Origin of the sequence: Endozoicomonas sp. NE40 (assembly GCF_040549045.1) — a bacterium.
Classification (GTDB): domain Bacteria; phylum Pseudomonadota; class Gammaproteobacteria; order Pseudomonadales; family Endozoicomonadaceae; genus Endozoicomonas_A; species Endozoicomonas_A lisbonensis.
Map to the genome: position 1 here is coordinate 3,811,943 of NZ_JBEWTB010000002.1, position 24,143 is coordinate 3,836,085.

A 24,143-nucleotide genomic window follows, 5' to 3' on the forward strand; every position below is an offset into this window, starting at 1 on the left:
GATGGAATGGTATGGCTTGGATTCGAAGGGCAGCCCGGCTGATGATGCTTCTCTGTCTGATGTCTCAGGCATCCATGCTCCGGGCTGCACCTGAAAAGGACTACTGGTCATTTTGGGACAAGCATGATCCCCGCAGTAAGCTTGAGGTTGAGCACGGCGACTGGCAGATTATTCTCGATAAATACGTTCGCTTCTCAGAAAAGCAGCAGATGTATACCTTTGTTTACGGTGGTGTGAGCCGTCAGAATTCGGAACGTTTACGTCGTTATTTGAAAAATTTGTCTGAGTACGACCCCAGAACCCTGAACAAAAACGAGCAGCTGGCTTACTGGATTAATCTTTATAATGCTCTGACGGTTGAGCTGATTTTAAAAAACTATCCGGTGAAGTCCATTACCAAACTGGGCAAAGGCTGGTTTCGTGTTGGTCCCTGGGACGACAAGCTGATTACCGTTGCAGGTAAAGAGCTGTCATTGAATGATATTGAACATCGTATTCTGCGGCCTGTCTGGAATAACCCCCGAATACACTATGCGGTTAACTGTGCCAGCATTGGCTGCCCTGATATTGCGCCGGAAGCCTATACTGGCAAGCTTATTGAAGCCCAGATGGATGAGGCGGCAAAACGCTTTATCAACCAGAGCAAAGGTGTCAATTTTGTCGGTGGGCGACTGGTATTGTCGAAAATCTTTGACTGGTATAGCGATGATTTTGCGGGTAAAGACAGTTCTGGCAAAGCCTATTCCGGCGAAGAAGGGGTCTGGAAAGAGTTGTTGCAGTTTGCTGACCCCGGACTGCGAACCCGGCTTGAGTCATACAAGGGTGGAATCAGCTACCACTATAGCTGGAAACTGAATGAATTCCGTCGTTGATTATTCAGCTAACTCTTACAGATAGCCGTAGAAGATGTTGTTGCTTATTGCCTCAAGTTGCTTATGAAGTCCTGGATACCTGAACAGGAGAAGAGCTGAATATTGGTCTATCCGCTGCTGATAATCTGCAAGTTCACTGTCGGTTAACGCTTCGTTGCTGACCATTTCCCGCAATAGCCTGATGATGGCCCGGCCGTAGCCGATGGCTTCAATATCTGAAGTTGCAGGCTTGACCGGCCAGGTCTCCGCCTCAAGCCGCTGGTCGGCCGTTTGGATGAGTGTCCACAATTCACTGTTACGATCCAACGTCTGTTGAACCAGCGCGATAAGAAAGGGAGTTGCATTGTATTCCTGATACAGGCGCAATAAAAACAGCTCAACCAATTCCGGTTGTTGCTTTAATTGTTGCAGTGCTTTTGCCCGTTGCCTGTTGCCCACCGCAGTAAAGAACGCCTTAATGGCTGGCGAACCGGCTACTTTAGCCAGGTCCCTGTTAACGGCTCCCTGGTGGGGCATGTATTCGTGAAACGGCAGGCGTCCGGAAGATATGACTTCATACAGACTATGGTCGCCGGTAGAGCCAGCAACCGGCACCGGGCCGGACGCATTCTGTAATTCAAGGTAGATTTCCCGATCAAGGGGGAAAGGATTCATGATGGCAATGCTGCGCCGGGCTTTTGGAGAAGCTGATGTTACCAGTGGATTATCGTCAGGTTGCTTTATTGTTTGCCAGTCTCTGCCATTCCAGTAGTGAAGTCTGTCAGCAGGAATGGCTTGCAGTGACTCAACAACGGCAGGGATTTCCAGGTCTTCACTGTTTAAAGGCAGCATCAACATCATATCAGCATCCGGCGCCATACCGGCAAGGGAGTGAATGAATAACAGTTTTCCATACAGACTGTGAAAATAGCCTGTATAAAAGTGCATAGTCTCCTGAGCAGACTCTTGCCTCCTGAGCAGACGCTCATCTGTCTTCAGCAGTTGATCAACGGCTTGAGACAAACCATCAGGCATCAAAGCGTGTGCGCTCTTAAAGGAGTAACGACCCGGTATTTCTGGTTTTTTATTCAGGAGCAGGCCGATGTTTTTCTTGTTAATGCCAAAGGAAGGTGCTAGGGGGGTATCAAGAGAGAGGTAATCGCCGGACAGGTAGGAGTCTTCACTCTCATCAACCGTAAAGGCTGCTTCAATAGGCTCTGAAGAATAAACACTCAGGCTCTGCTCTACGGTCAATTGATGACCGAAGGGAATGGATGCCATCATTTCATGGTAGTGAGCCATATGAATTTGTGGATTTCCCCCGGGTGAGTGGATCTCCATGAAATACATCCAGCTGACGTCTTTATCAAATAATGGGTCCAGGTCATTCGGTGGATCTGATGGATTGGGTGGAGCGATAACAAAAGAGAATACAGCCTGACTTTGCTCTACTCTCTCTGAATATTCGGTCATTTCAGTGGGCAAATGTGGATCAGGGTCGCTACTGAACCAGAAGTCGCTGGTTTTGGACGGGTAACCAAAAATTCGTGCTACCTTCTTTTTCTTTTCTGCGCCACCCCCCATTATTCTTTGCAGGGGAATGCCGGGCAGCGCTTTTTCAAGCAGACCAGAAAAAGACATGACATAAGAGAAATTGCCCATTCCATCCTTGCCTTCTGTCGTCAGGGTAATCCATGTTTTGGAGGGGTCGGAAGGAGTGAGGAGGGACGCATAGAGAAGGAGCGCATCTTTCTGTCCCTGAAGGCTGGTGGGGATGCCAGAAGGGCTATTTGCAGAAGCAGAAAAGGTAAAAGCAAAAAGCAGGGGGGCGATCAGTGCGGAACGGAAAACCATGGCAGTCAACCCGATGTGAACATTACCATGATTATCGATCTTAAAAGATAAAACTGAATCGAATACGCTTAACGGTTTACCCCGATCCGGAACTTTTTGATGATATTTCTGTTGCGCTTGTCAGTAGGCAGGTTTGAACCTCTGACTTGTCGCTGTGAACAACAAGCCAGAGTCAGGATTAGCGATACGGCGAAAACGGATCAGGCAGAGGCTGGTTCGAAATTGATGACCTGCACGGTATCGTCTTCAGAGGAAGGTGTTGCTTCGGGAATATTGCCTGAGAATATCTCCTGGCTGTCTTCAAACTCATAAGGCTTGCGTTCGCCGGAGCGATCAACCGTCAGGCTGGCAAAATCGAACAGTTCGGTATCTGCCATCTGGGAAGGGGCAATATTCTGCATAGCTGTAAAGATGGACTCGATTCGGCTTGGGTGCTTTTTCTCCCATTCTGTCAGCATGGCTTTAATGTTCTGGCGCTGCAGGTTTTCCTGGGAGCCACACAGATTACAGGGGATAATCGGGTAGTTCTGTATTTGTGCGAAACGGCTGATATCTTTCTCACGGCAGTAAGCCAGGGGACGGATAATCACGTTGCGACCGTCGTCTGAACGTAGCTTGGGAGGCATGGCAGACAGGCGCGAACCATAGAACATGTTCAGGAACATGGTTTCAACAATGTCGTCCTTATGATGGCCCAGAGCGATCTTGGTGGCACCGATGTCCTCTGCAAAGGAGTACAGCGTACCACGGCGCAGGCGGGAACACAGACCGCAGGTGGTTTTGCCTTCCGGAATTTTGGACTTTACCACGGAATACGTATCGCGGTTAATAATGTGGTAAGGCACTCCGACACTGTCCAGATATTCAGGCAGAATATGCTCCGGGAAGCCCGGTTGCTTCTGGTCCAGGTTAACGGCGACCAGCTCAAAACGAATGGGGGCGCTTTTCTGCAGGCTCATCAGGATGTCGAGCATGGTGTAGCTGTCTTTACCCCCTGACAGACAGACCATGATCCGGTCACCCTCCTCAATCATATTGAAGTCTTCGATGGCTTTACCGGTAAAGCGTCTCAGTTTTTTCTGGAGTTTATTGAAACTGTATTTTTCTGCGCCAGTCAGGGTGGACGAACTCATAGGTTTAGAACACTGATTCGGAATTAAAGCCGGAGATTATAGCTGTGTGCAATATTCAGCCGCAATCCGGTGCTTCTACCAACAGTCACCCGGGGAGCGTTGTTGATGTAGATCAATGCTCTGGTGCTGTTTCGGTATATGCAGAGTGTGTCATTATATGAGATAAAATGTTCTACAGGGTTGAAATCATCCGCTAACTTTAATCTGTGCTGAAAATAGACAGTTGGCTATGAATCAGAACACTATCAGGGATTGTTGACTTAACCTGTATAAACCATTCAGGGGCAGTGCTTTTCGGTTTGCCGAATAAATTCCTTCGCTCATGACTGTTTAAGCTGAATTAACGGTAACTCAGGGATAGCCAGTACTAACAATAATCTTCGATAAACGCAATGTTCAGGGGATTTTTATGAGTGATCACAATAAGTTGAGAGATTGGATGCTGAGCCGTCGGGAAGCACTCAATGAGCGGTTGCATAACATCAAAAAAGACGTCACTCGCAAAGCCAGTGCCGACTGGTCTGAGCAGGCTCAGGAGCGGGAAAATGATGAAGTTATTGATGCACTGGGGAACGAGGCCAGAATTGAGCTGAATAAGATCAATCTCGCTCTGGATCGTATGAATAATGATGAGTATGGGTATTGTGACGGCTGTGGTGGCGAGATCGCTCCCGCCCGGCTGGAAGCTATGCCTTATGCCGACCTTTGTATCAAGTGTGCAGAAGCCCGGGACAACGGGGGCTGATTAAAGGCTGCGAATCATGGTATCGGCCTGGTTTGCAGTAGTCTGGCTGGTTTCCCCTGTGATCAGCCTTTCATAACTGTCTACAAAGCTTTGCACTGAACCCGGGTTATGTCGGTGAAAATAGTTGTGCCACAGTTTGCCCAGCCCTTCGATATCGTCTTCCGGTAAGGAATGAATGCTTTTTTCAGTCCGGCAATAAATCAGCCATGCAATCGCCGTTGCGTAGGAGAGATTGGTGGCCAGCTCATGGTGAGGGTGGCACAGAAATTCTCTCTGGCTGGCCAGGCCTCTGACCAGGCTCGACAGTTCTGACCTTTTAGCCAGGTAAAAGTCCCAGATATTTCGGTGCATACGGGGAGAGATATGATAAATCCCCAGAGCCCGATGATGGTCCTGTTTGATATGAAATCCCAGCTCTGATTCTCTGGCCGCTGTTCCCAGCAACAGGTTCTCGGCGGTTGGGCTCCACATTTTGAGATGCTTCAGGGTGGGACGGACAACATAATGGCGCAACTCCTTTGCACAAATTCCCATGCCTTGATCCTTCATGAGGTTGAATACTCGTTTTATCGTATCACTGGCTTAATACTGAAGCATCTGCCATTTTGACAATAATCTGTAAGTACAGAGAGAAGCTGCTGATTCTCTCTGCAACAGAATCTATTCCCCTTCAAAGGCGCACAACGAAAAGGTGGGAACGCCTGCATTTTGCAAACGACGGGAGCCGCCAAGGTCAGGCAGGTCCATAATCGCTGCCGCTTCAATGGTTTTTGCGCCCAGTTTTTCAATCAGCTGAACCGCTGCCAGCAGAGTTCCGCCGGTTGCGATCAGGTCGTCAACCAGTAAGACCCGGTCGCCTTTGTGCAAACTGTCGGCATGAACTTCCAGACTGGCAGTGCCATACTCCAGGTCGTATTCTACCGAGATGGTTTTGGCGGGCAGTTTACCTTTTTTACGAAACAGGACCAGGGGCTTGTTGAGTACATAGGAAAGGTTGGAGCCGATCAGAAAGCCCCGGGCATCCATTGCACCAATATGGCTGAAATCCAGCTCCATGTAACGGTGGATAAAGCTGTCCATCACGCCACGCCAGGCTTTGGGGTTTTCAAATATGGTGGAAACATCCCGGAACAGGATGCCTGGCTTGGGCCAGTCGGGAACAGTGCGAATCTGGGACTTGAGATAAAAATCGTCGATGATCATTGAGTGGCAACCATATGCTGTGAAAGTGCCGATCATGGCTTGGGGAAAACCACTGCCGTACGGAGCCATCGGACTGTACGGCAGTGTGAACAGGTTACATCAAATCAGTTTGCTGCAATGATCTGTTCAATATCAGCGGCTTTCCCGCCAGCCAGAGAGCATAGTTGAACTGCGTCACGAATTTCAATTTCCTTACCAACAGCCGAAATCAGGCCGTTTTTCTGGAAACGAGTGAAAACACGGCTAACCGTCTCTACTGCCAGACCCAGATAGTTGCCCATCTCATTACGGGACATGGACAGTCTGAAAGACTGGGACGAGAAACCACGACGACGGAAGCGGCTGGCAAGATTGATCAGGAACGTAGCGATACGCTCGTCTGCATTCTTCTTGGACAGCAGCATCATCATTTGCTGGTCTTCCCTGATCTTTTTGCTCATCAGGCGCATCAGGTGACGACGCAGCTCCGGGAAGTCGTCAGACAACATTTCCAGCTGCTCAAACGGAATCTCACACACCATGGTGGTTTCCATGGCCTGGGCGGATACCGGATACACGTCGGTGTCCATACCACTCAGACCGAGAATTTCGCTTGGCAGGTAGAAGGCAGTAATCTGTTCTTCACCTTCGTTAGTCGCGGTGTAGGTTTTGATAGCCCCGGAACGCACAGCGTATACGCTGTCGAACGGGTCTCCTTCCAGAAACAGGTGCTCGCCTTTTTTCAGCGGGCGGCCGCGTTTTATGATTCGATCCAGATTGTCGATGTCTTTCACACTCAACGCCAGCGGCAGGCACAGAGAGCTGAGACTGCAATCCCTGCAGGCCACATGGCTTGGTTGTCGGACGTTGGGCTTAGACGTCATTGAGTGCCCTCAAGGTCTTAAATGCAAAACGCTGACTATTTTATGGAAAATATTTAGAAAGTGTAAGTGCGGTGTTGACTTACGAATGTTGATATTGATCGTTTTTTAAACTTAATTCGGTAAGTCGCATTATATTGCGGTTAATAGCTAGCTGTATTGGTGAATGCTTTGTCATTTTTCGGGGTTTAGGGCAGGGTATGTGCGATTATTTTTGTGCAGTGATCTGTAGGTCGCAGGTGTTTTTTATTGTTGCTGATTTATTGAGGCACTGCATGGATCAGAGGTTACTAACCTCTGATCCATGCATAACGTTAACCAGACTAAATAACTTTAGAAAAGAACTTCATATTCTTTTGCTCCTGATAATATCGGTCAAACATCATGCAGATATTTCGTATCAGCAGTTTGCCTGCCGGTGTTACTTCCAGGATTTCGGGGGTTATGGTAATCAGACCATCCTGTTCCAATGGTTTTAAATTGATCAGTTCAGACAGAAAATAGCTGGGAAAATCAATCGTATATTGCTGCTCAATTTTTTCTGGTTTCAGTCTGAAATGGCAGATCAGCTCGTTGATGACACTCTGACGAATCTGGTCATCTCTGGTCATTTTCAGACCGCGCTTGAGCGGCAACTGGTTTTGCTCGATAGCAGACTGGTATTCAGCCATATCCGTATAGTTCTGGGCATAGGTATTGCCTACCTTGCTGATAGAAGATACGCCCATGCCCACCAGGTCACACTGGCTGTGTGTGGTATAACCCTGAAAGTTGCGATGCAGTGTGCCGTCTTCCTGTGCAACTGCCAGCTCGTCATCGGGCAGCGCAAAATGATCCATGCCGATGTAAACATAGCCACTGTCCAGCAGCCTGCGGGTCGCCTGCTGCAGAATCTGCAGTTTGACATCGGCAGGTGGCAGGTCTCTCTCATTTATTCGACGCTGTGGCATAAAGCGGTGTGGCAGGTGAGCGTAGTTAAACAGTGACAGGCGATCGGGTTGCATCGCGATCACCTTGTCGATGGTGGTCATGAATCCGCCGAGCGTCTGGTGCGGCAGCCCGTAAATCAGATCCATGTGAACAGATTTGAATGCCATGGTGCGGGCTGCATCAAGAACAGATTCAATTTGCGCTTCGCTTTGTACCCGGTTAACCGCCTGTTGCACTCCGGGGTCCAGATCCTGAACACCAATGCTGATGCGGGTAAAGCCCAGGTCCCGCAATGTCGACATCATGGGCCAGTCTACTTCACGAGGGTCCAGTTCAATGGAGTAATCAATGTCACTCCCATGGGGCAGTTTGAAATGTTCAGATACCTTGTTCATCAACGATGAAATCTGTTCCTGATTAAGAAAAGTAGGCGTGCCGCCCCCAAGGTGTAGCTGTTGCACTTCCTGGTCTTCGTTATACAGGTCTGCCTGCAGCTCAATTTCTTTGAACAGGTAGTTCAGGTAAGTGTCTGCCTGTTCTTTGCGTTTAGTGACAATCTTGTTGCAGGCACAGTAGTAACAAACGTGCTGGCAAAACGGAATATGGAAATACAGCGACAGGGGCTTGCCTGTGGCTGAACTACGCCAGGCGCTGGACTGGTAATGCTTCTGGTCGAAGTCTTCAGAAAACTGAACTGCCGTTGGGTATGAGGTATAGCGTGGACCTGACAGGTCGTACTTGCTGATCAGACCTGTATCCCACACGGGTGTGTTATTCATAGTTTTTCTCATTTTGTTCTTATCAGGTCATCAGTCAGCCGTCGACCTTGCGAAATGTTGTTTCAGTCTATGAGAATGGCAGGAATGTAAGATTGATATGTGTCAATAGGTAGGGGGCGTAATTTACATTTCTTGGGTTTAATTGATCAGGGTCAGGTAGGTGAGATCGCATCGGCTACATTGAGTGACTGCCCATGGCCAGTAAAGACATAACCCATTTTTGATGTGGGCCGGGAATAGCCCAGAACCCAAACAGGATCATTAATACGCCTGCAATATTGCGTGTAGCTGCTGCCTGAATCAGCGAGGTTAACTGTCTGGCAAACAGGCCCGTTAAAAAGACAGCGGGCAGGGTGCCGAGCCCAAACAGGCACATCAATAAGGCCGATTGCAGGGCATTACCCTGGGTGGCGCTCCAGACCAGTGTACTGTAGACCATTCCGCAGGGAAGCCAGCCCCAGAGGCTGCCCAGAGCCAGAGCATTGGGCAGATTGCGAATCGGCAGCAGACGGCTGGCTGCTGGCTGAATATGTTTCCATAGTCGTCCGCCCAGCTGTTCCAGTCGCATCAGGCCCCGCCACCAACCGCTGATGTAAAGCCCCATTGCGATCAGCATAATGCCAGCGAATCCGCGCAAAGCCATGTGAACTTCACGACTGAGGTCGCCCAGATACCAGCCAAGACTACCGAGAATAAACCCCGCCAGTGTATAACTGCCTATCCTGCCCAGATGATAGGCAAGCATCAGGACCGCTGTCTGCCAGCGGCTTTTTCCCTGAAGTGACAGGCTTAATGCTGAGGTAATACCGCCGCACATGCCAATACAGTGAGCGCTACCCAGCAGTCCGATACTGAGTGCGGTCAGATAAACAGGCATGGCGTGGGTCAGCTCCATGGGAGTATATCCATCGTTATTTTATTATTTGTGAAATATCATGTGTTTTGCATCTTTACGATTGTAAGGGGTTGTTTTTCTCACTACCCTGACGTGCGTCAGTTTGTACTGGCTTTTTCGTTTTGTCTTCATAGAGAATGCTATGGGCCGGACCTTCAAGGTCGTCAAACTGTCCACTGTCTACTGCCCAGAAAAACACCCTGATGGCGAGGGCAATAAACAGAACGGCAAGGGGGATAAGAATAAACAGGCTTTCCATGTTTATATCCTTATGGCCGGGTTGTATACAGAGGGCGATTCTGAGCGCTCAGAAGCCTGAACATGACCGGTTTTTTGCCGTCCACCCAGGCGCAAGGCATTGCCCACAACAATCAATGAACTCAGAGCCATACCTATGGCTGCCATCCAGGGTGCAATCAGGCCCGCTGCTGCCAGAGGCAGTGCGCTAAGGTTATACAACAGTGACCAGGCCAGATTCTGGCGAATGACTGAACGGGTTTTGCGAGCCAGTTGCCAGGCATCCAGCAAGCGACTTAAGTCGTTAGATAGCAGAACAGCATCGGCACTGGTTTTTGCCAGGTCGGAAGCCGTACCCATCGCCAGTGAGATATCAGCGCCGGCCAGAACCGGGACATCGTTAATGCCGTCACCCACCATCAGAACCCGTTCACCCTGTTGTTGCTGTTGCCTGATGAACTCAAGCTTGTCGTCGGGGCTTGCCTGTGCCTGCCAGTGGTTGATATTCAACTGTTCAGCGACAGTGGCAACCACGTTGGTCTGGTCGCCGCTGAGCAGTGTCACGGTTATACCACGGTTTTGTAACTGACTGACCACCTCGCAGGCTTCCTGACGTAAACTGTCGTCCATCATCCGGAACCAGCACAGGGCTGTATGGTTCTTGCTGAGCATTAACCACTGGCCAGTGCCTTCCGGTCTTGCCGGACTGTCTTCAGGCAGGCAGAAATCCGGTTTGCCTATCCGGTAAACATTGCCGTCTATAACACCTTCAACACCCTGTGCGGTGTAAGTCTTTACTTTCTGTACGGATAGCGTCGACGTGGTTGTACGAAAAGCTTTCGCAATAGGGTGTTCTGAATGAGCTTCCAGTGCTGCAGCGACCTGCAGAGCATAGTTTTCAGAATGATTCTGGCTGATCATACGCACTTCATTCAGCTCTACATTACCTCTGGTGAGTGTGCCGGTTTTATCAAAGACAACATGGGTAATCTTCTCCAGACCTTCCAGAACATGCCCTTTTGTGATCAGGAAACCAAGCTGGTGCAAATGTCCCGTGGCGGCGGTCAGCGCCGTAGGCGTAGCCAGTGACAAAGCGCAGGGACAGGTGACCACCAGTACTGACAGGGTAATCCAGAAAGCATCTTCGGCGGCCACTGAGGACCAGTACCAGTAGACGGTGGTAGCAACGATCAGCACCGAAGCAACAAACCAGGCGGCTACCCGGTCAGCCATTCTGGCAATGGCCGGTTTGTCGTGCCGGGCATGGTTAAGCAGCTGCATGATGGCAGACATACGGGTTTCTGCGCCGGTCTGGGTGACCTTCAGCTCAATGGCGTTCTCTACATTAAGGCTACCCCCTATAACAATGTCGCCATCTTTATGGGCGACCGGGCGGTTTTCGCCGGTCAACATGGATTCGTCAAAACGGCTGGAACCACGGGTAATAATGCCGTCAGCCGGTACTGAGTCGCCGGGTAAAACACGAACAAAGTCGTTTTTTTGCAGCTCTTTTGCCGGTACCCGGACATACTCACCATCAACCCGCTTCAGGCAGCTGGAGGGTAGCAGGTTTTGCAGAGCCCTTGCGGCTCTGGAGGTGGCGTGCCTGGCTCGCAGCTCAAGGTAGCGACCCGTCAGAAGAAAGAAGGTGAACATCGACACCGAATCAAAATAAACTTCGCCACTGCCGTTTACTGTGGCCCATAAACTGGCGACATAGGCTCCGCCTATGGCGATGGAGACCGGCACATCCATGCTCAGATGGCGAACCCTGAGGTCACGCAGGGCCGCCTTAAAGAAAGGGGCGGCAGCATAAAGGATAACCGGCGTGGCCACCAGGGCGCTGATATAACGAATAAAATCACGATAAGCGTCGCTCATATCATTGGTAATCGCCCCTGAATAGAGGGCAATGGCATACATCATCACCTGCATAGTGCCGATACCCGCCAGTGCCAGTCGCCTTATAAAACGACGATTTTCTTCTTTTAGCAGGGCTTCCTGACGATCTGCACGCCATGGGTGGGCTTTGTAACCAACACGATGAATATGCAGCAGCAGGGTGCTCAGTGGTACCTGCTCAGGGTTCCAGACCACCTGGGCTTCATGGGTGCTGAGGTTGACGCTGATCCGGTCAACCCCGGTCAGGGTGCCGATATGGTTTTCCAGCAACCAGATACAGGCGGCACAGGTAATGCCTTCAATTAAAAGGCTGGCCTGTTTGAGTGACGAATCGACGGCAATTACAAAATCGTTTTGAATCTCGTCCCTGTCATAAATCAGCAGCTCTTCCTGAAGTCTCCGGGTAATACTGCTGGCCTGCAGTCCGGGGTCGGTGCGGTGCTGGTAATAGCTGTTCAGGCCACCGGCAATAATGGCTTCAGTGACGGCCTTGCAGCCGGGGCAGCACATGGGTTGCTGTTTCCCGTCAACGTCCGCATGAAAAGGGGGAGTGCCGGGAATTGGCAGATGACAGTGAAAACAGTGGTGGTTGTCCTTGCTCATATTTCACCCCGGACCATCAAGGTTGTGACTGCAGCAGCAGAGTGGCTCCGGGCTCAAGAATATGAGTCTGGTTCAGACGCCAGCCGGTTTCGTAGCCGACTTCCGGAATCAGCTCATCAATGGTTTCGAGCTGAATATAGGTTTTGCCGGAAACGGTTCTGTCGGTCTGCCCGACATAAACGACATCTGAAGTCAGAGTGATGCCCTGCTTCAGGGTGATAATGTTGTCCCGGTCTGCAAAGGCTGGTGACAGCAGGCTCAGTTTCAGCGATGAAGGCCATTCTTCGGCATCACCCTGAACCCTTACCTGCACCTCACCCATCAGTTCATCAATAGTCAGCTGTGCTGAGATGTTCAGGTCTCTGGCATTCTGGTCGCGGGTTAAGTCCTGGTTGATGGCTTTGCCACTCTTGTAGTAATCATCCACTACAACGCTGTCTTGTATTTTGAAGGCGTAATAAATCCGGTAACTGCCCCAGATAAAGGTGGTTAACAGCAGCCCTATGATTGCCCAGACCCAGGGCTCTTTGTACCAGGGAGTAAAGGGTTCGTGGTTTACCGGATGGGTCATATACTGCTTCCTCTTGTCCGAATGGTGTTCTTTTTCTGTTTATGGCGAGATGAATCGGCTGCCTGAGCTGACGGATATTGAATCCGATGGCGGGTTGGTGAGGGTAAACTCAATATCCACTCCCGGTGTTTTAAGCTCATCCACAGGAGCAGATAGTCGGATAACCTGTTCTGCAACCTCTCCGGAATTGACGACAAACGTTGTCTGGCTTCCTGAGCGTAAATCAGGGATACCGGAAAAGCTCAGGGTGAGCGTCTGATCCTGATCGGTTTTATTGGCGATTTTCAGGGTAAAGATATTTTCGATGCGACCGTCCGGCAGGGTTCGGTACAGCACATTTCGATCCCGCAATATTTCAAACTCAAGGGGTGACCGGTTGGTCAGAGTCCATAGAAACAGTCCTGTCATAACCAGCAGTGCGCTGACATAGCCAATCAGACGCGGGCGCAGCCAGTGAGCAGGCTTACCAGCGAGCTGATTTTCGGTCGTGTAGCGAACCAGCCCCCGTTCATACCCCATTTTATCCATGATGCTGTTACAGGCATCAATGCAGGCGGCACAGCCTATACAACCAATCTGAAGGCCGTCCCGGATATCAATGCCGGTCGGACAAACCTGAACACAGACCTTACAGTCGATACAGTCGCCCAGTCCTTCTTCTTTATAATTGCTGTTGCGCCTTCTGGCTCCCCTGGTTTCACCGCGTTTCTCGTCGTAAGCGACAACCAGAGTGTCATTATCAAACATCACGCTCTGGAAGCGGGCGTAAGGACACATCAGCAGGCAGACCTGCTCCCGCAGCCAGCCTGCATTGCCATAAGTGGCCAGCGTGAAAAAGGCAATCCAGAATAATGCCCAGGGATGAACCTGCCAGGCGGCAATATCGGTAACCAGTTGCCTGATGGGGGTGAAGTAACCGACGAATGTCAGGCCGGTGGCCAGGGCGACGAGCAACCACAGTCCGTGTTTTGCCAGCTTTCGAAGCAGTTTGTTGCCTGACATGGGCTGCTGGTCGAGCTTGATACGGCGGTTTCGCTCGCCTTCTGTGAATCGTTCAATCCACATGAAGATCCAGGTAAAGACACTTTGTGGACAGGTATAACCACACCATACCCTGCCAGCAAAAACCGTGATGGCAAATAAACCAAAAGCGCAGATGATGAGCAGCCAGGACAGCAGAACAAAATCCTGGGGCCAGAAGGTGGCTCCAAAAATATGAAACTTTCGTTCGGGTAAATCAAACAGTACCAGTTGCTGCCCGTTGACCTGTATCCAGGCTGTACCAAAGTACAAGGCAATAAGAAGACCTGCCCCGAGCAGTCTGAGGTTGCGGAAAAAACCTTTAAAGCTTCGGGTGTAGATCGGGTCTGGCTTCTGATACAGATCTATCAGCTCAGGCTGATCGTCAGGCTGTTGTTTTTTCATTGTTCTGTTAACACCACTTTATTTTGACTTCTTCTGTTGCGGCTTCGAAATAGAAGCAGGCTATCAGGTGTTATTTGAAAAACATCCGGTTTTTCGATGGTCTATATTACCTGTCTTAAGAAAAAATAGCTTTGATAAAAGTGACAAATAATACGAAAAAACGGGTGAGAACGGTTTTTCTTATCTGTTTGCTGATCGGCTCCAACAGTCAGGCTTTTGTTTACGCTCAGGCTTTCTATCCTGCCCCCCACGGTACAGTCGTTCTGGATCGTGATGGCGGACAACATTACTACGAAGGAACACTGCCTGCCGGAGCATCGGCTTATTATAAGCCCTACGTCAGTTCTCTGGTTGATGCTCTCTCGGCTTCAGCCACAATGGCATTGCTTTACTATACGACAGAAAGAGTATCCAGCTGGCTTCCTGAACCATGGCTAAGCTCTGTAAGACTAAGTCCTGCAAGAGTTTCGTACCTGATGGTGACAGTCATCAGTTTGGGTTCCATGTGGTTTTATTATGGCGATCTGAAAGTCAGGGCTGCTAATTTCTGGAGACTGGGCGAAGAGGATAGCCGCTATGTCATTCAGTTGATGGCTACAACCGCTTATGGCTATTCCCCACTTCATATTCAGCGGGTTTTTGATACCAGAGAACATCGGTTGTTCTACCGCATTGCTGCTTTGCCTGAGGTGCCAGAAGAAGCAAAGGCTAAAACAGCAGGTCTGGATGATGCAATGTGGGAACTGGCCAGAGTCCTGCGTGACCACAAAAGCTATATAGAATTGAATTTTCCACAGCCTCAGGGTTGTCGGATGCCCTGGTTTTACTGTGATCAAAGACGGACAGAGAGCAGACCTAAAACGCTGACCCTGTCGGTATACCCTGATGGTGGGGAAACCAGGCTGCCGGTTTCTGTAACGTTTACCTCCACTGATAACAGCTTCTGGCTTGAAGATATTTTAACCGCTTATGAGCATGAACTTGCCCATCAAACCCGAAGCAGCGACAGAAATAATTCTGACAACCACTCCTTCAACTCTTCAGACTCTGTCATTACAGATATTGGTGAGTCAGCTTCCGGTCTCTGGATTCAGAGCTTTAAATTTGATTCGCCTTTAAGTCATGGCTGGATCAGACACCTGACGAACTGGCTTGAAAATGTCCCTTTATGGGGAGGAGAGGGTGCTGAACAATGGAGTGAGGTATCTATTGATGATGCCTGTATTTCCGAACCCTGTCCTGTTTCGAGGGGCGTAATAATTCCGGATAAAAATGGTTGTCTGTCTGTTGATCTGGGCAACTCAACTTACTTCCTGCCGGGAAACCTGATTGATAAAACCAGACCTGCCAGTGAAAAGAGTTATTGTCACACCGTTTTGGGCAAAACGTCGGCAACTCATGTAACGGCAACCCATTCGGCAGCCAATCACTGGCAGGCAGAAACACTGTTCTTCAATGACCTTCCACCCAGGATGGGTTTTGTGTTTGTTACCATGGCTATGCTTGGGAACGCTGCCCGGCTGGTGGGGCAAAGGATGCCGTTTTTCTCCGGAGCGGACTCAGAATTGTTCATGGGGCAGCTATCTCATATTGATGGCAGAAGAGGTACAGGCAATGAAATCGTTCCCTTTGTCTCTCCCGGTGAAAGTGTCATTCCCTCTCTGGCCAGTTCGATTAAACCTTATCCTCCTGATACCGGCTGGGGGCTTCTGGGCCTTAGAGTTTATCCGGAACTAATGTCCCATATTACACAAACAGGAACAGGTAATGACTGGATTGACTACACATGGGCGGCTCCCCCGGAGGATCGCAGACCGGAAATACAGGAGGTTGTTTCCATTTCACAGAATAACGTTGAACAAGAAATAACGTGGTCAGAGGTCGCTGAAGAAAGAGAGTCTTTCCTGGGTAAAGGAATGCTGTATCAGAGTGAATTGTCCTTAGTGGATATTGTAGCCATTGAAAAGCCTCCTTCAGATGATAAAGAAGCTGCGAACGAGTCTTTACGGGATAATAAGAAGAGACCAGAAGCGATTTTCACGAGTTCCGACAGTGAGAACGAAGCGGTACCGATTGAAGACAAAATGCAGGGGGGCGAAGATCTGTTTTTCACTGAACCAGTATCCGGTGCAACTGAACAGGCTGAATCATTATCTGAAACCGGGGATTCAGAGCCTGATACATCAGGGTCAGACGATCGGTCAGGAAGTATCATTGAGTTGCCCGGGGATAAGGAAAAAGAGTCCGATAGAGTCGGCCTTACCTCCCTTGGATCTTTACCGGAAACTGCGAGAGAAGTGGAAGTTGGTTCTGTTATTTCAATGTCTGTATTGCCACAGATTCCTGTTGATAGCGAGTCTTCCGATGTTTGGAAGCCGGATAGTATTCCATTAACAGCCGCTGAGCAGCGTTTGGCAGCTTTTAAGAAAACGGCACAGGCAAAACCACCGTCAGCTGAATTAAGCTCTGCAATAACAGAGATTGAGTCAGGGAAAGCCTGGAAAGAGGTGGTGGTCAGACATATCCGGCAAAGTGTATGGGGAGCCATGTATGGTTCGTCAGCTGATGGCAATCATGGGGGAGAGCTACCACATTTTGCGAGTAAAGATGTCTCGAATCTGAAAATGGAAATACCAGACCACTGGAGTGAGATTGATAAAGTTATTGCTGAACGGCTTAAGGTTATTGCTTTTGAAGAGGCAAAAAACAAAAAGACCAAACATTTTAAAGATAAAAATAATAAACCGATCAGGATGGTGCTTTTTGATGGAATGAACGCCCTTTTAAATAAGGTTGCTGTTCTCGAACAGGCTAAAAAGGTAGGCTCAACGGTCTATATGATTCCCTTAAAAGAGGGAGGCTATTTATCAACTGTGACTGAGGCTGCCTCTATTTCCCTTCAGGCCTTGCAGAAAAAAGAGGAGTCCAACCCAGTGTCTGTCTGGTTCCATGAAAACGTTGAGGGTCTTGTGAAAGAGGAGTACGCGAGGGTTAGCAGGCTGTTAGGTGATCTGATCCAAATGTATAAAAATCACTACAAGGATCATGAAGTCGGTGAATCAGTAAAGTTTGGTCAACTTCCACTGGAGAGCATTACCAGACCCGGAAAAATGCAATCATTGAAAAAGCCTGCATTTCGCCTTACCCGTTTGATGAGTATGCAATACACTTCTGAAAACGTTGTTCCCTGGCTGGTAAAAGCCTATCCAGTTGTTAAAACCTATGAAAGCTGGAGCAACTCATTTCAGGCAATGATGGCAGCAAATGAAGGAACCAGGCTCAGCCCTGAGCCACTGAAGCCATATCGTAAACAGGCAAACCAATTGCTGATTGAATACAGCAAACTGGAGCAGAATAAAATGCCAGCCTATAAGTGGGCTGAAGTTTCTGAAGCCAGGCAGGCTCTCGAAAAACTGTGCAGCAAGACTGATAGTGACATATAGCGCAATGGCGCTGACTTCAGAGTAAAAACTTTGAAGTCAGCGCCTTTTGGTACACCGTTTCGGTGAGTTTGACCTCGTGTACTGCTTTACTTTCCCTGCTCCCCTTTAAGGCTATAGACATAAGTAGAAACCAGATGCACTTTTTCTTCTCCGAGAATATGCTTCCAGGCGGGCATTACGCCATTTCGGCCGTTTCGAACGGTATATTCAATTTCTGCCTGACTGGAGCCGTATAGCCAGATACCATTGACCAGGTTGGGAGCGCCTAAGGCTTTGTTGCCTTCTCCATTCGGGCCGTGACAAATTGAACAGGTGTCGTTATAAATTTTCTGGCCATTGTTCAGTACTGAGTCGTCTATCTGTTCAACCAGTCCTACCTGATAGCGGATAAACGTGGAAACATCCTGTACCCCTCTTTCACCAATCACGGCTCCCCAGGCAGGCATCTGTCCGTTTCGCCCTTCCATCACGCTTATTTTGATGTTTGCAGGCGTGCCACCATACAACCAGTCATCATCGCTCAGGCTGGGGAAACCAAAAGCCCCCCCGGCATCAGAACCATGACAGAGCGCGCAGTTGTTGAGAAAGATACGCTGACCCATTTTAAGGGCTTTGGGATTTTCAACCAGTTGCTCTATGGGGGTTTTGGCGTACTGGGCAAACAGTGGTGCATAGCGTCTGTCGTGTTTTTCCTGATTCCGCTCCAGCTCGCCGGTTGATGTCCAGCCAAACAAACCTTTCCAGTTGCCCATGCCCGGATAGAGCAGAAGGTACGCTGCGGAGAAAACCAGCGTGGCAACAAACAACAGGAACCACCAGTGCGGCATCGGGTTATCCAGTTCTTCAATGCCGTCGTAATTATGCCCGGTGGTTTCTTCGGTCAGGTCGCGTCTTTGAGTTTTGCGGGTGGCAAACAGTAGCCAGGTCACCAGAACAAGACAGGCCAGGGTAAGTACGATGATCCAACCGCTCCAGAAACTACTCATCATTGTGCTACCCCTCCTTTATCGTTCATCCGTGAATTACCTGTTTGCAGACCGTCGTTTTTATTGTGTTGACTGTCAGGGACGTCATCATCTGCAAATGGCAGGTGTGCGGCTTCTTCGAAATCTTTTTGCTTGCGACTGCTGTAGGCCCAGTAAGTGACGGCAAGGAACGCCACCATGGCCAGAACTGTGGCAAGTCCTCTGATGTCATTAATGTCCATGGTGTTACCGTTTTGTTGTAATTGCTGTACCGAGTGATTGCAGATAGGCCACAAGGGCATCCATTTCTGTGCTGCCTTTTACCTGGTCAGCCGCTCCGGCTATGTCTTCATCGGAATACGGTACGCCCAGTTTTTTCATAACCTCCATTTTTCTGGCGGTTAATTTACCGTCCAGAGTGCTTTCGTTTAACCATGGGTAGGCAGGCATTATGGATTCAGGAACGAGATCTCTCGGGTTGTAGAGGTGGGCTCTGTGCCATTCATCGGAATAGCGACCGCCAACCCGTGCGAGGTCTGGACCGGTTCGTTTGGAACCCCACAGGAACGGAAATTCGTAAACGGATTCGCCAGCCACTGAGTAATGGCCGTAACGCTCAACTTCAGCACGTAAAGGGCGAACCATTTGCGAATGGCAGCCGACGCAGCCTTCACGGATATAAATATCACGGCCTTCGAGCTGTAGCGGGGTATAAGGCTTCAGACCGGCAACAGGTTGGGTGGTCTCCTTCTGGAAGAACAGGGGGACAATTTCCACCAGACCACCAAAACTGATCGCCACCACAATCAGCAGCACCATCAGGCCAATATTTTTTTCAACAATCTCATGTTTTTTCATGGTGATGATCCTCCTTGCTCAAACGGCCTGAGGCTCGGTACTGGCATCAGCTTCAGTATCCGGAGCAGGTTGCTGGCTGGTGCGGTAAACGTTGTAAGCCATGATCAGGACTCCGGCGACAAAGAAAGCACCGCCAATGGCTCGAACGATGTAGCCAAACTCGCTGGCAACGACTGATTCAATAAAGCTGTAGGTCAGGGTGCCGTCGTTGTTCACTGCTCTCCACATCAGGCCCTGGGTAATGCCGTTTACCCACATGGCAACGACGTACAGTACGGTGCCAATCGTCGCCAGCCAGAAGTGTGCATTAATCAGGGAAACACTGTACATCTGCTCACGGCCGTATACCCGTGGAATCAGGTGATAGAGAGAACCGAAGGACACCATGGCAACCCAGCCCAGGGCGCCGGAGTGAACATGGCCGATGGTCCAGTCGGTATAGTGGGACAGGGCGTTGACGGTTTTAATCGCCATCATTGGCCCCTCAAAGGTGGACATGCCATAGAAAGACAGGGAGACCACCAGAAAACGGAGAATCGGGTCGGTGCGCAGTTTGTGCCAGGCACCGGACAGGGTCATGATACCGTTGATCATGCCGCCCCAGGACGGTGCCAGAAGAATCAGCGACATGACCATACCCAGGCTTTGTGCCCAGTCTGGCAGTGCGGTGTAGTGCAGATGGTGTGGACCTGCCCAGATGTAGATGGCAATCAGCGCCCAGAAATGGACGATGGACAGCCGGTAGGAATACACCGGACGTTCAGCCTGCTTGGGAACAAAGTAATACATCATACCCAGAAAGCCGGCGGTCAGGAAAAAGCCTACCGCATTGTGTCCGTACCACCACTGGATCATTGCATCCATGGCACCGGCGTAAGCAGAATAGGATTTGGTCAGGGTAACGGGAATAGCAGCACTGTTCACCACGTGCAGAACCGCAACGGTAATGATAAAGGCTCCAAAGAACCAGTTTGCTACATAAATATGTCTTGCCTTGCGCTTCATGATGGTGCCGAAGAACACCAGGGCATACGACACCCAGACAATAGTAATCAGGATGTCAATGGGCCACTCCAGTTCCGCGTACTCTTTTGAAGACGTCAGGCCCATAGGCAGGGTGATGGCTGCCAGAACGATAACCAGTTGCCAGCCCCAGAAGGTAAAAGCAGCCAGCCTTGGTAATGCCAGTGTCGTCTGACAGGTGCGCTGGACAACATAGTACGAGGTGGCAAACAGCACACAGCCACCAAAGGCAAAGATAACGGCATTGGTATGCAACGGTCGCAGCCGGCCAAAACTGGTCCAGGGCAGGTTAAGGTTGAGTTCGGGAAAAACCATCTGTGTGGCGATGAACAGTCCGACGGCCATTCCTACGATGGCCCAGACCACTGCCATAAGGGCAAACTGCCTGACAACCTTATAGTTGTATGGAGAGTGGCTATAAGGAGAATCGTTGTCAGCGGGCTGTAGCAATACAGTGCTCATGCTCCATGTTACCTTCGGTTTGTACTTATTGTTCGGTTATTGTGGGTAATACACAGGGCTGGAGTATTGATTTATGTCAAATTCTGGTCAGGGGTGACCCATGAATTGCGGTGCTATCGTGTCCTGAAGGTTGCTTCCTGGAGGCTGCGTCCTGGGATCGGTACTGTCGCACTTCTTATTATTCTCCGGTCCTGAGTCATGTCCGACCTTCTACGCGAGGCTGATAACAGCGCTGAGCAGATGTTTGCAAAGATTCGGTGACCCGGGGCAATAATACAGAATTGGTGCGTGGTTAGCTATGGTTTTATTCGGCATGTACGTAAGAAGTTGTGAGTTAATGTTTTGCCAAAGACCGGGCAACGGCCCGGATGTCTGCAGACTGTTCAATGAGTTTTGCAGACCATATGGCCTGTTCTCTGGCAAAAACCTCTAAGTCAGAAAAAGATAGCTGTGCCAGTTTGTGCAGGTTGGCCCCTGCTTTTGCCAGACCATAAATAGGGCGGTGACGGTCAAGGTAAAAGGGTAAACGTTCTGCAACACTGTCGACGACTGTGGATACCTTGCATGAGTGAGAGTACTGATCAAGATTCCCGAAGGGGGTTTTCAGCATTTTCTCTAAAGCGGGCAGACCTAAAGAGTCTCTGGTGTTTGAGATTAAGGAGGAAAATACATGCAGGTAGCCAAATATATTTAGCTCATGTAGGAACTTTAGCTTGTAAATAAACGCCCAAAATCCTTCTTCTACTGGTTTTTCATTGTAGGTGCTGAGATTGAGGCGGCACATTAAATCAGGCCTTTTATTGCAGGGGTGATAAAGTCCACTCTGGTAATAGGCCTCGCGGATCATGGTTAGCCTCTCATAAAATATCCAGCTGGATGCGGCATAATTCAGCTTCGAAATGATGTACTGGTTGGACTGGTATTTATCAGGGGCATCATAACCCAGATTCATCCTTTTTTTGAATTGAGAAAGCCTTTCTTTGTAAAGTGGATTGATGACTTGTTCCATAACGTCATCCAATGTCTTGTCTGCCTGATTGCAGATGTTGTCATGGGAGAAATACTTTTCTCTCAATGATCCCTGGTGCAGCGTCGACAGTTCGTAATCCTGTTCTGACCATCCGGGAATAAGGTCAGGGCGAAACGGGGCTCCATTGAGATAGGTCGCTGAAGCATAAGCATTTTTAAGAGGAAAATAGATGTCGTCGGTCATATGAACCGCAGCAAATGTAAACTTGAAGATTTGTTTCAGGTCATCACAGGTGAGTGTCTTATTTTTGTACGAAGGTCTTACCATAAACAGGGCAGCCCTGAAGAGCGCTTCCCTTTTAATAAAGATTTCCAGAAGGGCTGACCTGATATTGTCGACATCATCGGAAAAAGATTCATTATCAATTGAATGATACGGAGAAAAGGTCGCACCTGGGTTAATTTCTGACTCATCCAGGCTGGTGTTTGCCAGTAAAAGGCAACTTAAGAAGAACAACAGAGAAAAGAAAAACGCTTTGCCAAAGGCACTAACAATGCCTTTTGAATCCCTCGCTGTACTCCACATCTTCAACTTTTCCATCTTTATTTAGAGGGAAAGGCTAGACCATTGTTTGTATATGTCAAAAGCTAAGCTGAACAGACAAGTTTTGCTATCACAGCTTTATGGATTGTGCTGAAACCTCAAATGAAGCTCCGGCACACATCAGGAAAACCTGCCACGATTAAGGCGAACCGTGTTTCTTTAGGAACTCTACAGAAGGCGCAAAGAAGGCACAGCCCGTGACTGCGGTAGAGAAGTTCATCAGGTGGTCATAGTGTCCTGCCTCGTCGGCTTTCATCATGGCTTCAAGCATCAGCTCAAAGTGCAGTGGAGTGCGGCAGTAGGAAGCAAAGAGCAGCCCGGCTTCCTTGCTGTTGCCGTAAGGCATGCTGTGACGCAGGATTTCCATACCTTTGCCGTCGGCGTCCTTGATATTGGCGCGTTTAATGTGGGCGGTCGGTGCTTTTTCTTCGCTGCTGAACTCAATGTCGTCTGCTTTGGTACGACCAATGATTTGTTCCTGTTCGGGAACAGGCTGCTCGTTCCACTGATGCAGGTGGTGGATGTAGCGTTGTGTGTGAATATAACTGCCTGCAGCAAAGTCTGAGTCTTCTTCACCTACCAGGGCAACACTGACACGACTGTCGCCAGTCGGATTTTCTGTGCCATCGACAAAACCGGTCAGGTCTCTGGAATCCAGATAGCGGAAACCGGACACTTCTTCTTCAACCAAGATGCTCTTGCCCAACTGCTCAAGAATGTCATGCATCAGCTGGAATACAACATCACGACGATTGGCGCGGATGTGCAACAGCAGGTCGCCAGCTGAGGCGGGTGCCAGACGTCCTTCATCCTCTATTTCAGGGAAGGCGCGAAGGGATTCAGGGCGGGATTGCGGGTAAAGTAAGTCCCAGGCATCGCTGCCAAAACTGACAGTCGATGACAGGCGGGCATCCGGGTATTGTCCAGCCAGTTTAGCGGTCATCTCGGGAATGATGGCGCTGGTTTGCCGGATACGATCCAGGCTGGTGGGATCTCTGTTAATCAGCAGAGTAAGGAATAGCGCATCGGTATTGGCTTCCGGAGTGATACCTGACTGGGGAGTATACATGGATTGCCTCTGGTCTGTGTGTCCAGCCCGTCATTTTATGGGCTTCAGGTGTTAATAACCATGTCGAAGGTCAACAAAAGCCGTTTTCAGGTGCAAGGTCTACGTGTTTTTCCGCGGACTGTTCGGACAGGGTGCAACCAGGTCTGCAGGTCGCTACAATAGCGCTCTTTCTGCCTGCCGGGTATGTTTCACAGAGTATGGGAAATCACGGCTTTTGGCTTGCCTGTCGCTTGTTTATTTTGATGGGGAGTCGGGTTGGGATCAATCTACCAGCGAATTAATGAAACAATTAATGAAACGAGTAATTGGAACAAGGGCTGGTGCCAGTCCAGTGTTAGAGTTTTTCCTGCAGGGACAGCAATTTTGAGGATAGTCTGTGTCAGAGCATATTGAAGTACAACATGAACTCGATACCTGTGGGCTGCTGTGTCCGGAACCGGTCATGATGCTGCATAACAAGGTTCGGGATATGACAGCCGGTGAAGTCGTGAAGGTGATCGCTACGGACCCGTCTACCCAGCGCGATATTCCAAAGTTCTGTAATTTTCTGGATCATGAGTTGCTGTACAGTGAAGAAGCCAACAAACAGTACATTTATATGATTCGTAAAGCAGCGGAATAAATACCGTTGCAGTTTAATGGGGGCTAACCAGTGGTAGTTCCCTCTCTTTCATCCAGTTCTGTCTTTCAAAACCCTCCTGTAACAATCAATGTCTTCCTGATTGCCGGCCAAGATTCTTTCTAAAATTTCGATAAATTGGG

The 24,143-nt window shown here is 49.4% G+C and carries 21 protein-coding genes; 4 read left to right on the forward strand and 17 right to left on the reverse strand.

Annotation, left to right across the window (positions count from 1 at the left end; genetic code table 11):
- Positions 1-11 precede the first annotated feature (11 nt).
- Positions 12-872 (forward strand): DUF547 domain-containing protein, encoded by an 861-nt coding sequence (locus V5J35_RS18120; RefSeq protein WP_354008492.1) that lies wholly within the window; start codon positions 12-14, stop codon positions 870-872.
- Between the two features lie 15 nt (positions 873-887).
- Here the strand turns inward: V5J35_RS18120 and V5J35_RS18125 are convergent, their stop codons facing one another.
- Complete coding sequence (locus V5J35_RS18125; protein WP_354008493.1) at positions 888-2,705, reverse strand: hypothetical protein; 1,818 nt, start codon at positions 2,703-2,705, stop codon at positions 888-890.
- Between the two features lie 200 nt (positions 2,706-2,905).
- On the reverse strand, positions 2,906-3,838 hold the full coding sequence (gene ttcA, locus V5J35_RS18130) for a tRNA 2-thiocytidine(32) synthetase TtcA (RefSeq protein ID WP_354008494.1): 933 nt from the start codon (positions 3,836-3,838) through the stop codon (positions 2,906-2,908).
- 409 nt (positions 3,839-4,247) lie between these two features.
- On the opposite strand from ttcA, the gene V5J35_RS18135 reads away from it, so the two are divergent.
- Entirely contained in the window at positions 4,248-4,583 is a 336-nt protein-coding gene (locus V5J35_RS18135) for a TraR/DksA family transcriptional regulator (protein WP_354008495.1), read from the forward strand.
- Here V5J35_RS18135 and V5J35_RS18140 read toward each other — a convergent pair whose 3' ends face one another.
- From V5J35_RS18140 to ccoG, 9 genes are all read right to left on the reverse strand, one after another.
- On the reverse strand, positions 4,584-5,117 hold the full coding sequence (locus tag V5J35_RS18140) for a hypothetical protein (protein ID WP_354008496.1): 534 nt from the start codon (positions 5,115-5,117) through the stop codon (positions 4,584-4,586). It abuts the gene before it with no gap.
- 126 nt (positions 5,118-5,243) lie between these two features.
- Entirely contained in the window at positions 5,244-5,786 is a 543-nt protein-coding gene (locus V5J35_RS18145) for an adenine phosphoribosyltransferase (RefSeq protein WP_354008497.1), read from the reverse strand.
- 104 nt (positions 5,787-5,890) lie between these two features.
- Positions 5,891-6,649, reverse strand: a complete 759-nt coding sequence (fnr, locus tag V5J35_RS18150; RefSeq protein WP_354008498.1) for a fumarate/nitrate reduction transcriptional regulator Fnr — start codon at positions 6,647-6,649, stop codon at positions 5,891-5,893.
- Between the two features lie 320 nt (positions 6,650-6,969).
- Positions 6,970-8,355: an oxygen-independent coproporphyrinogen III oxidase gene (gene hemN / locus V5J35_RS18155; RefSeq protein WP_354008499.1), complete on the reverse strand. Its 1,386-nt coding sequence runs from the start codon at positions 8,353-8,355 to the stop codon at positions 6,970-6,972.
- A 175-nt stretch (positions 8,356-8,530) separates the two neighbouring features.
- Positions 8,531-9,250: a sulfite exporter TauE/SafE family protein gene (locus tag V5J35_RS18160; RefSeq protein WP_354008500.1), complete on the reverse strand. Its 720-nt coding sequence runs from the start codon at positions 9,248-9,250 to the stop codon at positions 8,531-8,533.
- A gap of 55 nt (positions 9,251-9,305) precedes the next feature.
- The gene (gene ccoS / locus V5J35_RS18165; RefSeq protein ID WP_354008501.1) at positions 9,306-9,509 is read right to left on the reverse strand and encodes a cbb3-type cytochrome oxidase assembly protein CcoS; all 204 of its coding nucleotides are present in this window, start codon (positions 9,507-9,509) and stop codon (positions 9,306-9,308) included.
- Between the two features lie 2 nt (positions 9,510-9,511).
- Positions 9,512-11,992 (reverse strand): heavy metal translocating P-type ATPase, encoded by a 2,481-nt coding sequence (locus V5J35_RS18170; RefSeq protein WP_354008502.1) that lies wholly within the window; start codon positions 11,990-11,992, stop codon positions 9,512-9,514.
- Between the two features lie 16 nt (positions 11,993-12,008).
- On the reverse strand, positions 12,009-12,563 hold the full coding sequence (locus V5J35_RS18175) for a FixH family protein (protein ID WP_354008503.1): 555 nt from the start codon (positions 12,561-12,563) through the stop codon (positions 12,009-12,011).
- A 39-nt stretch (positions 12,564-12,602) separates the two neighbouring features.
- On the reverse strand, positions 12,603-13,988 hold the full coding sequence (gene ccoG / locus V5J35_RS18180; RefSeq protein ID WP_354008504.1) for a cytochrome c oxidase accessory protein CcoG: 1,386 nt from the start codon (positions 13,986-13,988) through the stop codon (positions 12,603-12,605).
- Between the two features lie 164 nt (positions 13,989-14,152).
- Between ccoG and V5J35_RS18185 the strand changes: the two genes are divergently transcribed.
- Positions 14,153-17,431, forward strand: coding sequence for a hypothetical protein (locus tag V5J35_RS18185; protein WP_354008505.1), 3,279 nt, complete (start codon positions 14,153-14,155; stop codon positions 17,429-17,431).
- An 86-nt stretch (positions 17,432-17,517) separates the two neighbouring features.
- Here V5J35_RS18185 and ccoP read toward each other — a convergent pair whose 3' ends face one another.
- The 6 genes from ccoP to V5J35_RS18215 form a co-directional block, all read right to left on the reverse strand.
- Positions 17,518-18,420, reverse strand: coding sequence for a cytochrome-c oxidase, cbb3-type subunit III (gene ccoP / locus V5J35_RS18190; protein ID WP_354008506.1), 903 nt, complete (start codon positions 18,418-18,420; stop codon positions 17,518-17,520).
- The gene (locus V5J35_RS18195; protein WP_354008507.1) at positions 18,417-18,638 is read right to left on the reverse strand and encodes a cbb3-type cytochrome oxidase subunit 3; all 222 of its coding nucleotides are present in this window, start codon (positions 18,636-18,638) and stop codon (positions 18,417-18,419) included. Before V5J35_RS18195 ends, ccoP begins: the two co-directional genes overlap by 4 nt.
- Positions 18,639-18,642: 4 nt before the next feature.
- Positions 18,643-19,254, reverse strand: coding sequence for a cytochrome-c oxidase, cbb3-type subunit II (gene ccoO / locus V5J35_RS18200; protein ID WP_354008508.1), 612 nt, complete (start codon positions 19,252-19,254; stop codon positions 18,643-18,645).
- Between the two features lie 18 nt (positions 19,255-19,272).
- Positions 19,273-20,739 (reverse strand): cytochrome-c oxidase, cbb3-type subunit I, encoded by a 1,467-nt coding sequence (ccoN, locus tag V5J35_RS18205; RefSeq protein WP_354008509.1) that lies wholly within the window; start codon positions 20,737-20,739, stop codon positions 19,273-19,275.
- A 334-nt stretch (positions 20,740-21,073) separates the two neighbouring features.
- Positions 21,074-22,294 carry a hypothetical protein gene (locus V5J35_RS18210; RefSeq protein ID WP_354008510.1) on the reverse strand — a complete coding sequence of 407 codons (1,221 nt, stop codon included), beginning with the start codon at positions 22,292-22,294 and terminating at the stop codon, positions 21,074-21,076.
- A gap of 157 nt (positions 22,295-22,451) precedes the next feature.
- Positions 22,452-23,381, reverse strand: a complete 930-nt coding sequence (locus V5J35_RS18215; protein WP_354008511.1) for a Dyp-type peroxidase — start codon at positions 23,379-23,381, stop codon at positions 22,452-22,454.
- A gap of 376 nt (positions 23,382-23,757) precedes the next feature.
- Between V5J35_RS18215 and tusA the strand changes: the two genes are divergently transcribed.
- Positions 23,758-24,003: a sulfurtransferase TusA gene (gene tusA / locus V5J35_RS18220; protein ID WP_354008512.1), complete on the forward strand. Its 246-nt coding sequence runs from the start codon at positions 23,758-23,760 to the stop codon at positions 24,001-24,003.
- The last annotated feature ends 140 nt before the right edge of the window (positions 24,004-24,143 follow it).

Excerpts from the sequence above, each read along its gene's own strand:
- ccoG (WP_354008504.1), bottom strand. The coding sequence starts at position 13,988 with ATGAAAAAACAACAGCCTGACGATCAGCCTGAGCTGATAGATCTGTAT.
- V5J35_RS18135 (WP_354008495.1), top strand. The coding sequence starts at position 4,248 with ATGAGTGATCACAATAAGTTGAGAGATTGGATGCTGAGCCGTCGGGAA.
- V5J35_RS18140 (WP_354008496.1), bottom strand. The coding sequence starts at position 5,117 with ATGGGAATTTGTGCAAAGGAGTTGCGCCATTATGTTGTCCGTCCCACC.
- V5J35_RS18145 (WP_354008497.1), bottom strand. The coding sequence starts at position 5,786 with ATGATCATCGACGATTTTTATCTCAAGTCCCAGATTCGCACTGTTCCC.
- hemN (WP_354008499.1), bottom strand. The coding sequence starts at position 8,355 with ATGAATAACACACCCGTGTGGGATACAGGTCTGATCAGCAAGTACGAC.
- V5J35_RS18210 (WP_354008510.1), bottom strand. The coding sequence starts at position 22,294 with ATGTGGAGTACAGCGAGGGATTCAAAAGGCATTGTTAGTGCCTTTGGC.
- ccoN (WP_354008509.1), bottom strand. The coding sequence starts at position 20,739 with ATGAGCACTGTATTGCTACAGCCCGCTGACAACGATTCTCCTTATAGC.
- V5J35_RS18215 (WP_354008511.1), bottom strand. The coding sequence starts at position 23,381 with ATGTATACTCCCCAGTCAGGTATCACTCCGGAAGCCAATACCGATGCG.
- ccoP (WP_354008506.1), bottom strand. The coding sequence starts at position 18,420 with ATGATGAGTAGTTTCTGGAGCGGTTGGATCATCGTACTTACCCTGGCC.
- V5J35_RS18175 (WP_354008503.1), bottom strand. The coding sequence starts at position 12,563 with ATGACCCATCCGGTAAACCACGAACCCTTTACTCCCTGGTACAAAGAG.
- fnr (WP_354008498.1), bottom strand. The coding sequence starts at position 6,649 with ATGACGTCTAAGCCCAACGTCCGACAACCAAGCCATGTGGCCTGCAGG.
- V5J35_RS18160 (WP_354008500.1), bottom strand. The coding sequence starts at position 9,250 with ATGGAGCTGACCCACGCCATGCCTGTTTATCTGACCGCACTCAGTATC.
- V5J35_RS18170 (WP_354008502.1), bottom strand. The coding sequence starts at position 11,992 with ATGAGCAAGGACAACCACCACTGTTTTCACTGTCATCTGCCAATTCCC.
- V5J35_RS18125 (WP_354008493.1), bottom strand. The coding sequence starts at position 2,705 with ATGGTTTTCCGTTCCGCACTGATCGCCCCCCTGCTTTTTGCTTTTACC.
- ccoO (WP_354008508.1), bottom strand. The coding sequence starts at position 19,254 with ATGAAAAAACATGAGATTGTTGAAAAAAATATTGGCCTGATGGTGCTG.
- V5J35_RS18195 (WP_354008507.1), bottom strand. The coding sequence starts at position 18,638 with ATGGACATTAATGACATCAGAGGACTTGCCACAGTTCTGGCCATGGTG.
- ccoS (WP_354008501.1), bottom strand. The coding sequence starts at position 9,509 with ATGGAAAGCCTGTTTATTCTTATCCCCCTTGCCGTTCTGTTTATTGCC.
- V5J35_RS18120 (WP_354008492.1), top strand. The coding sequence starts at position 12 with ATGGCTTGGATTCGAAGGGCAGCCCGGCTGATGATGCTTCTCTGTCTG.
- ttcA (WP_354008494.1), bottom strand. The coding sequence starts at position 3,838 with ATGAGTTCGTCCACCCTGACTGGCGCAGAAAAATACAGTTTCAATAAA.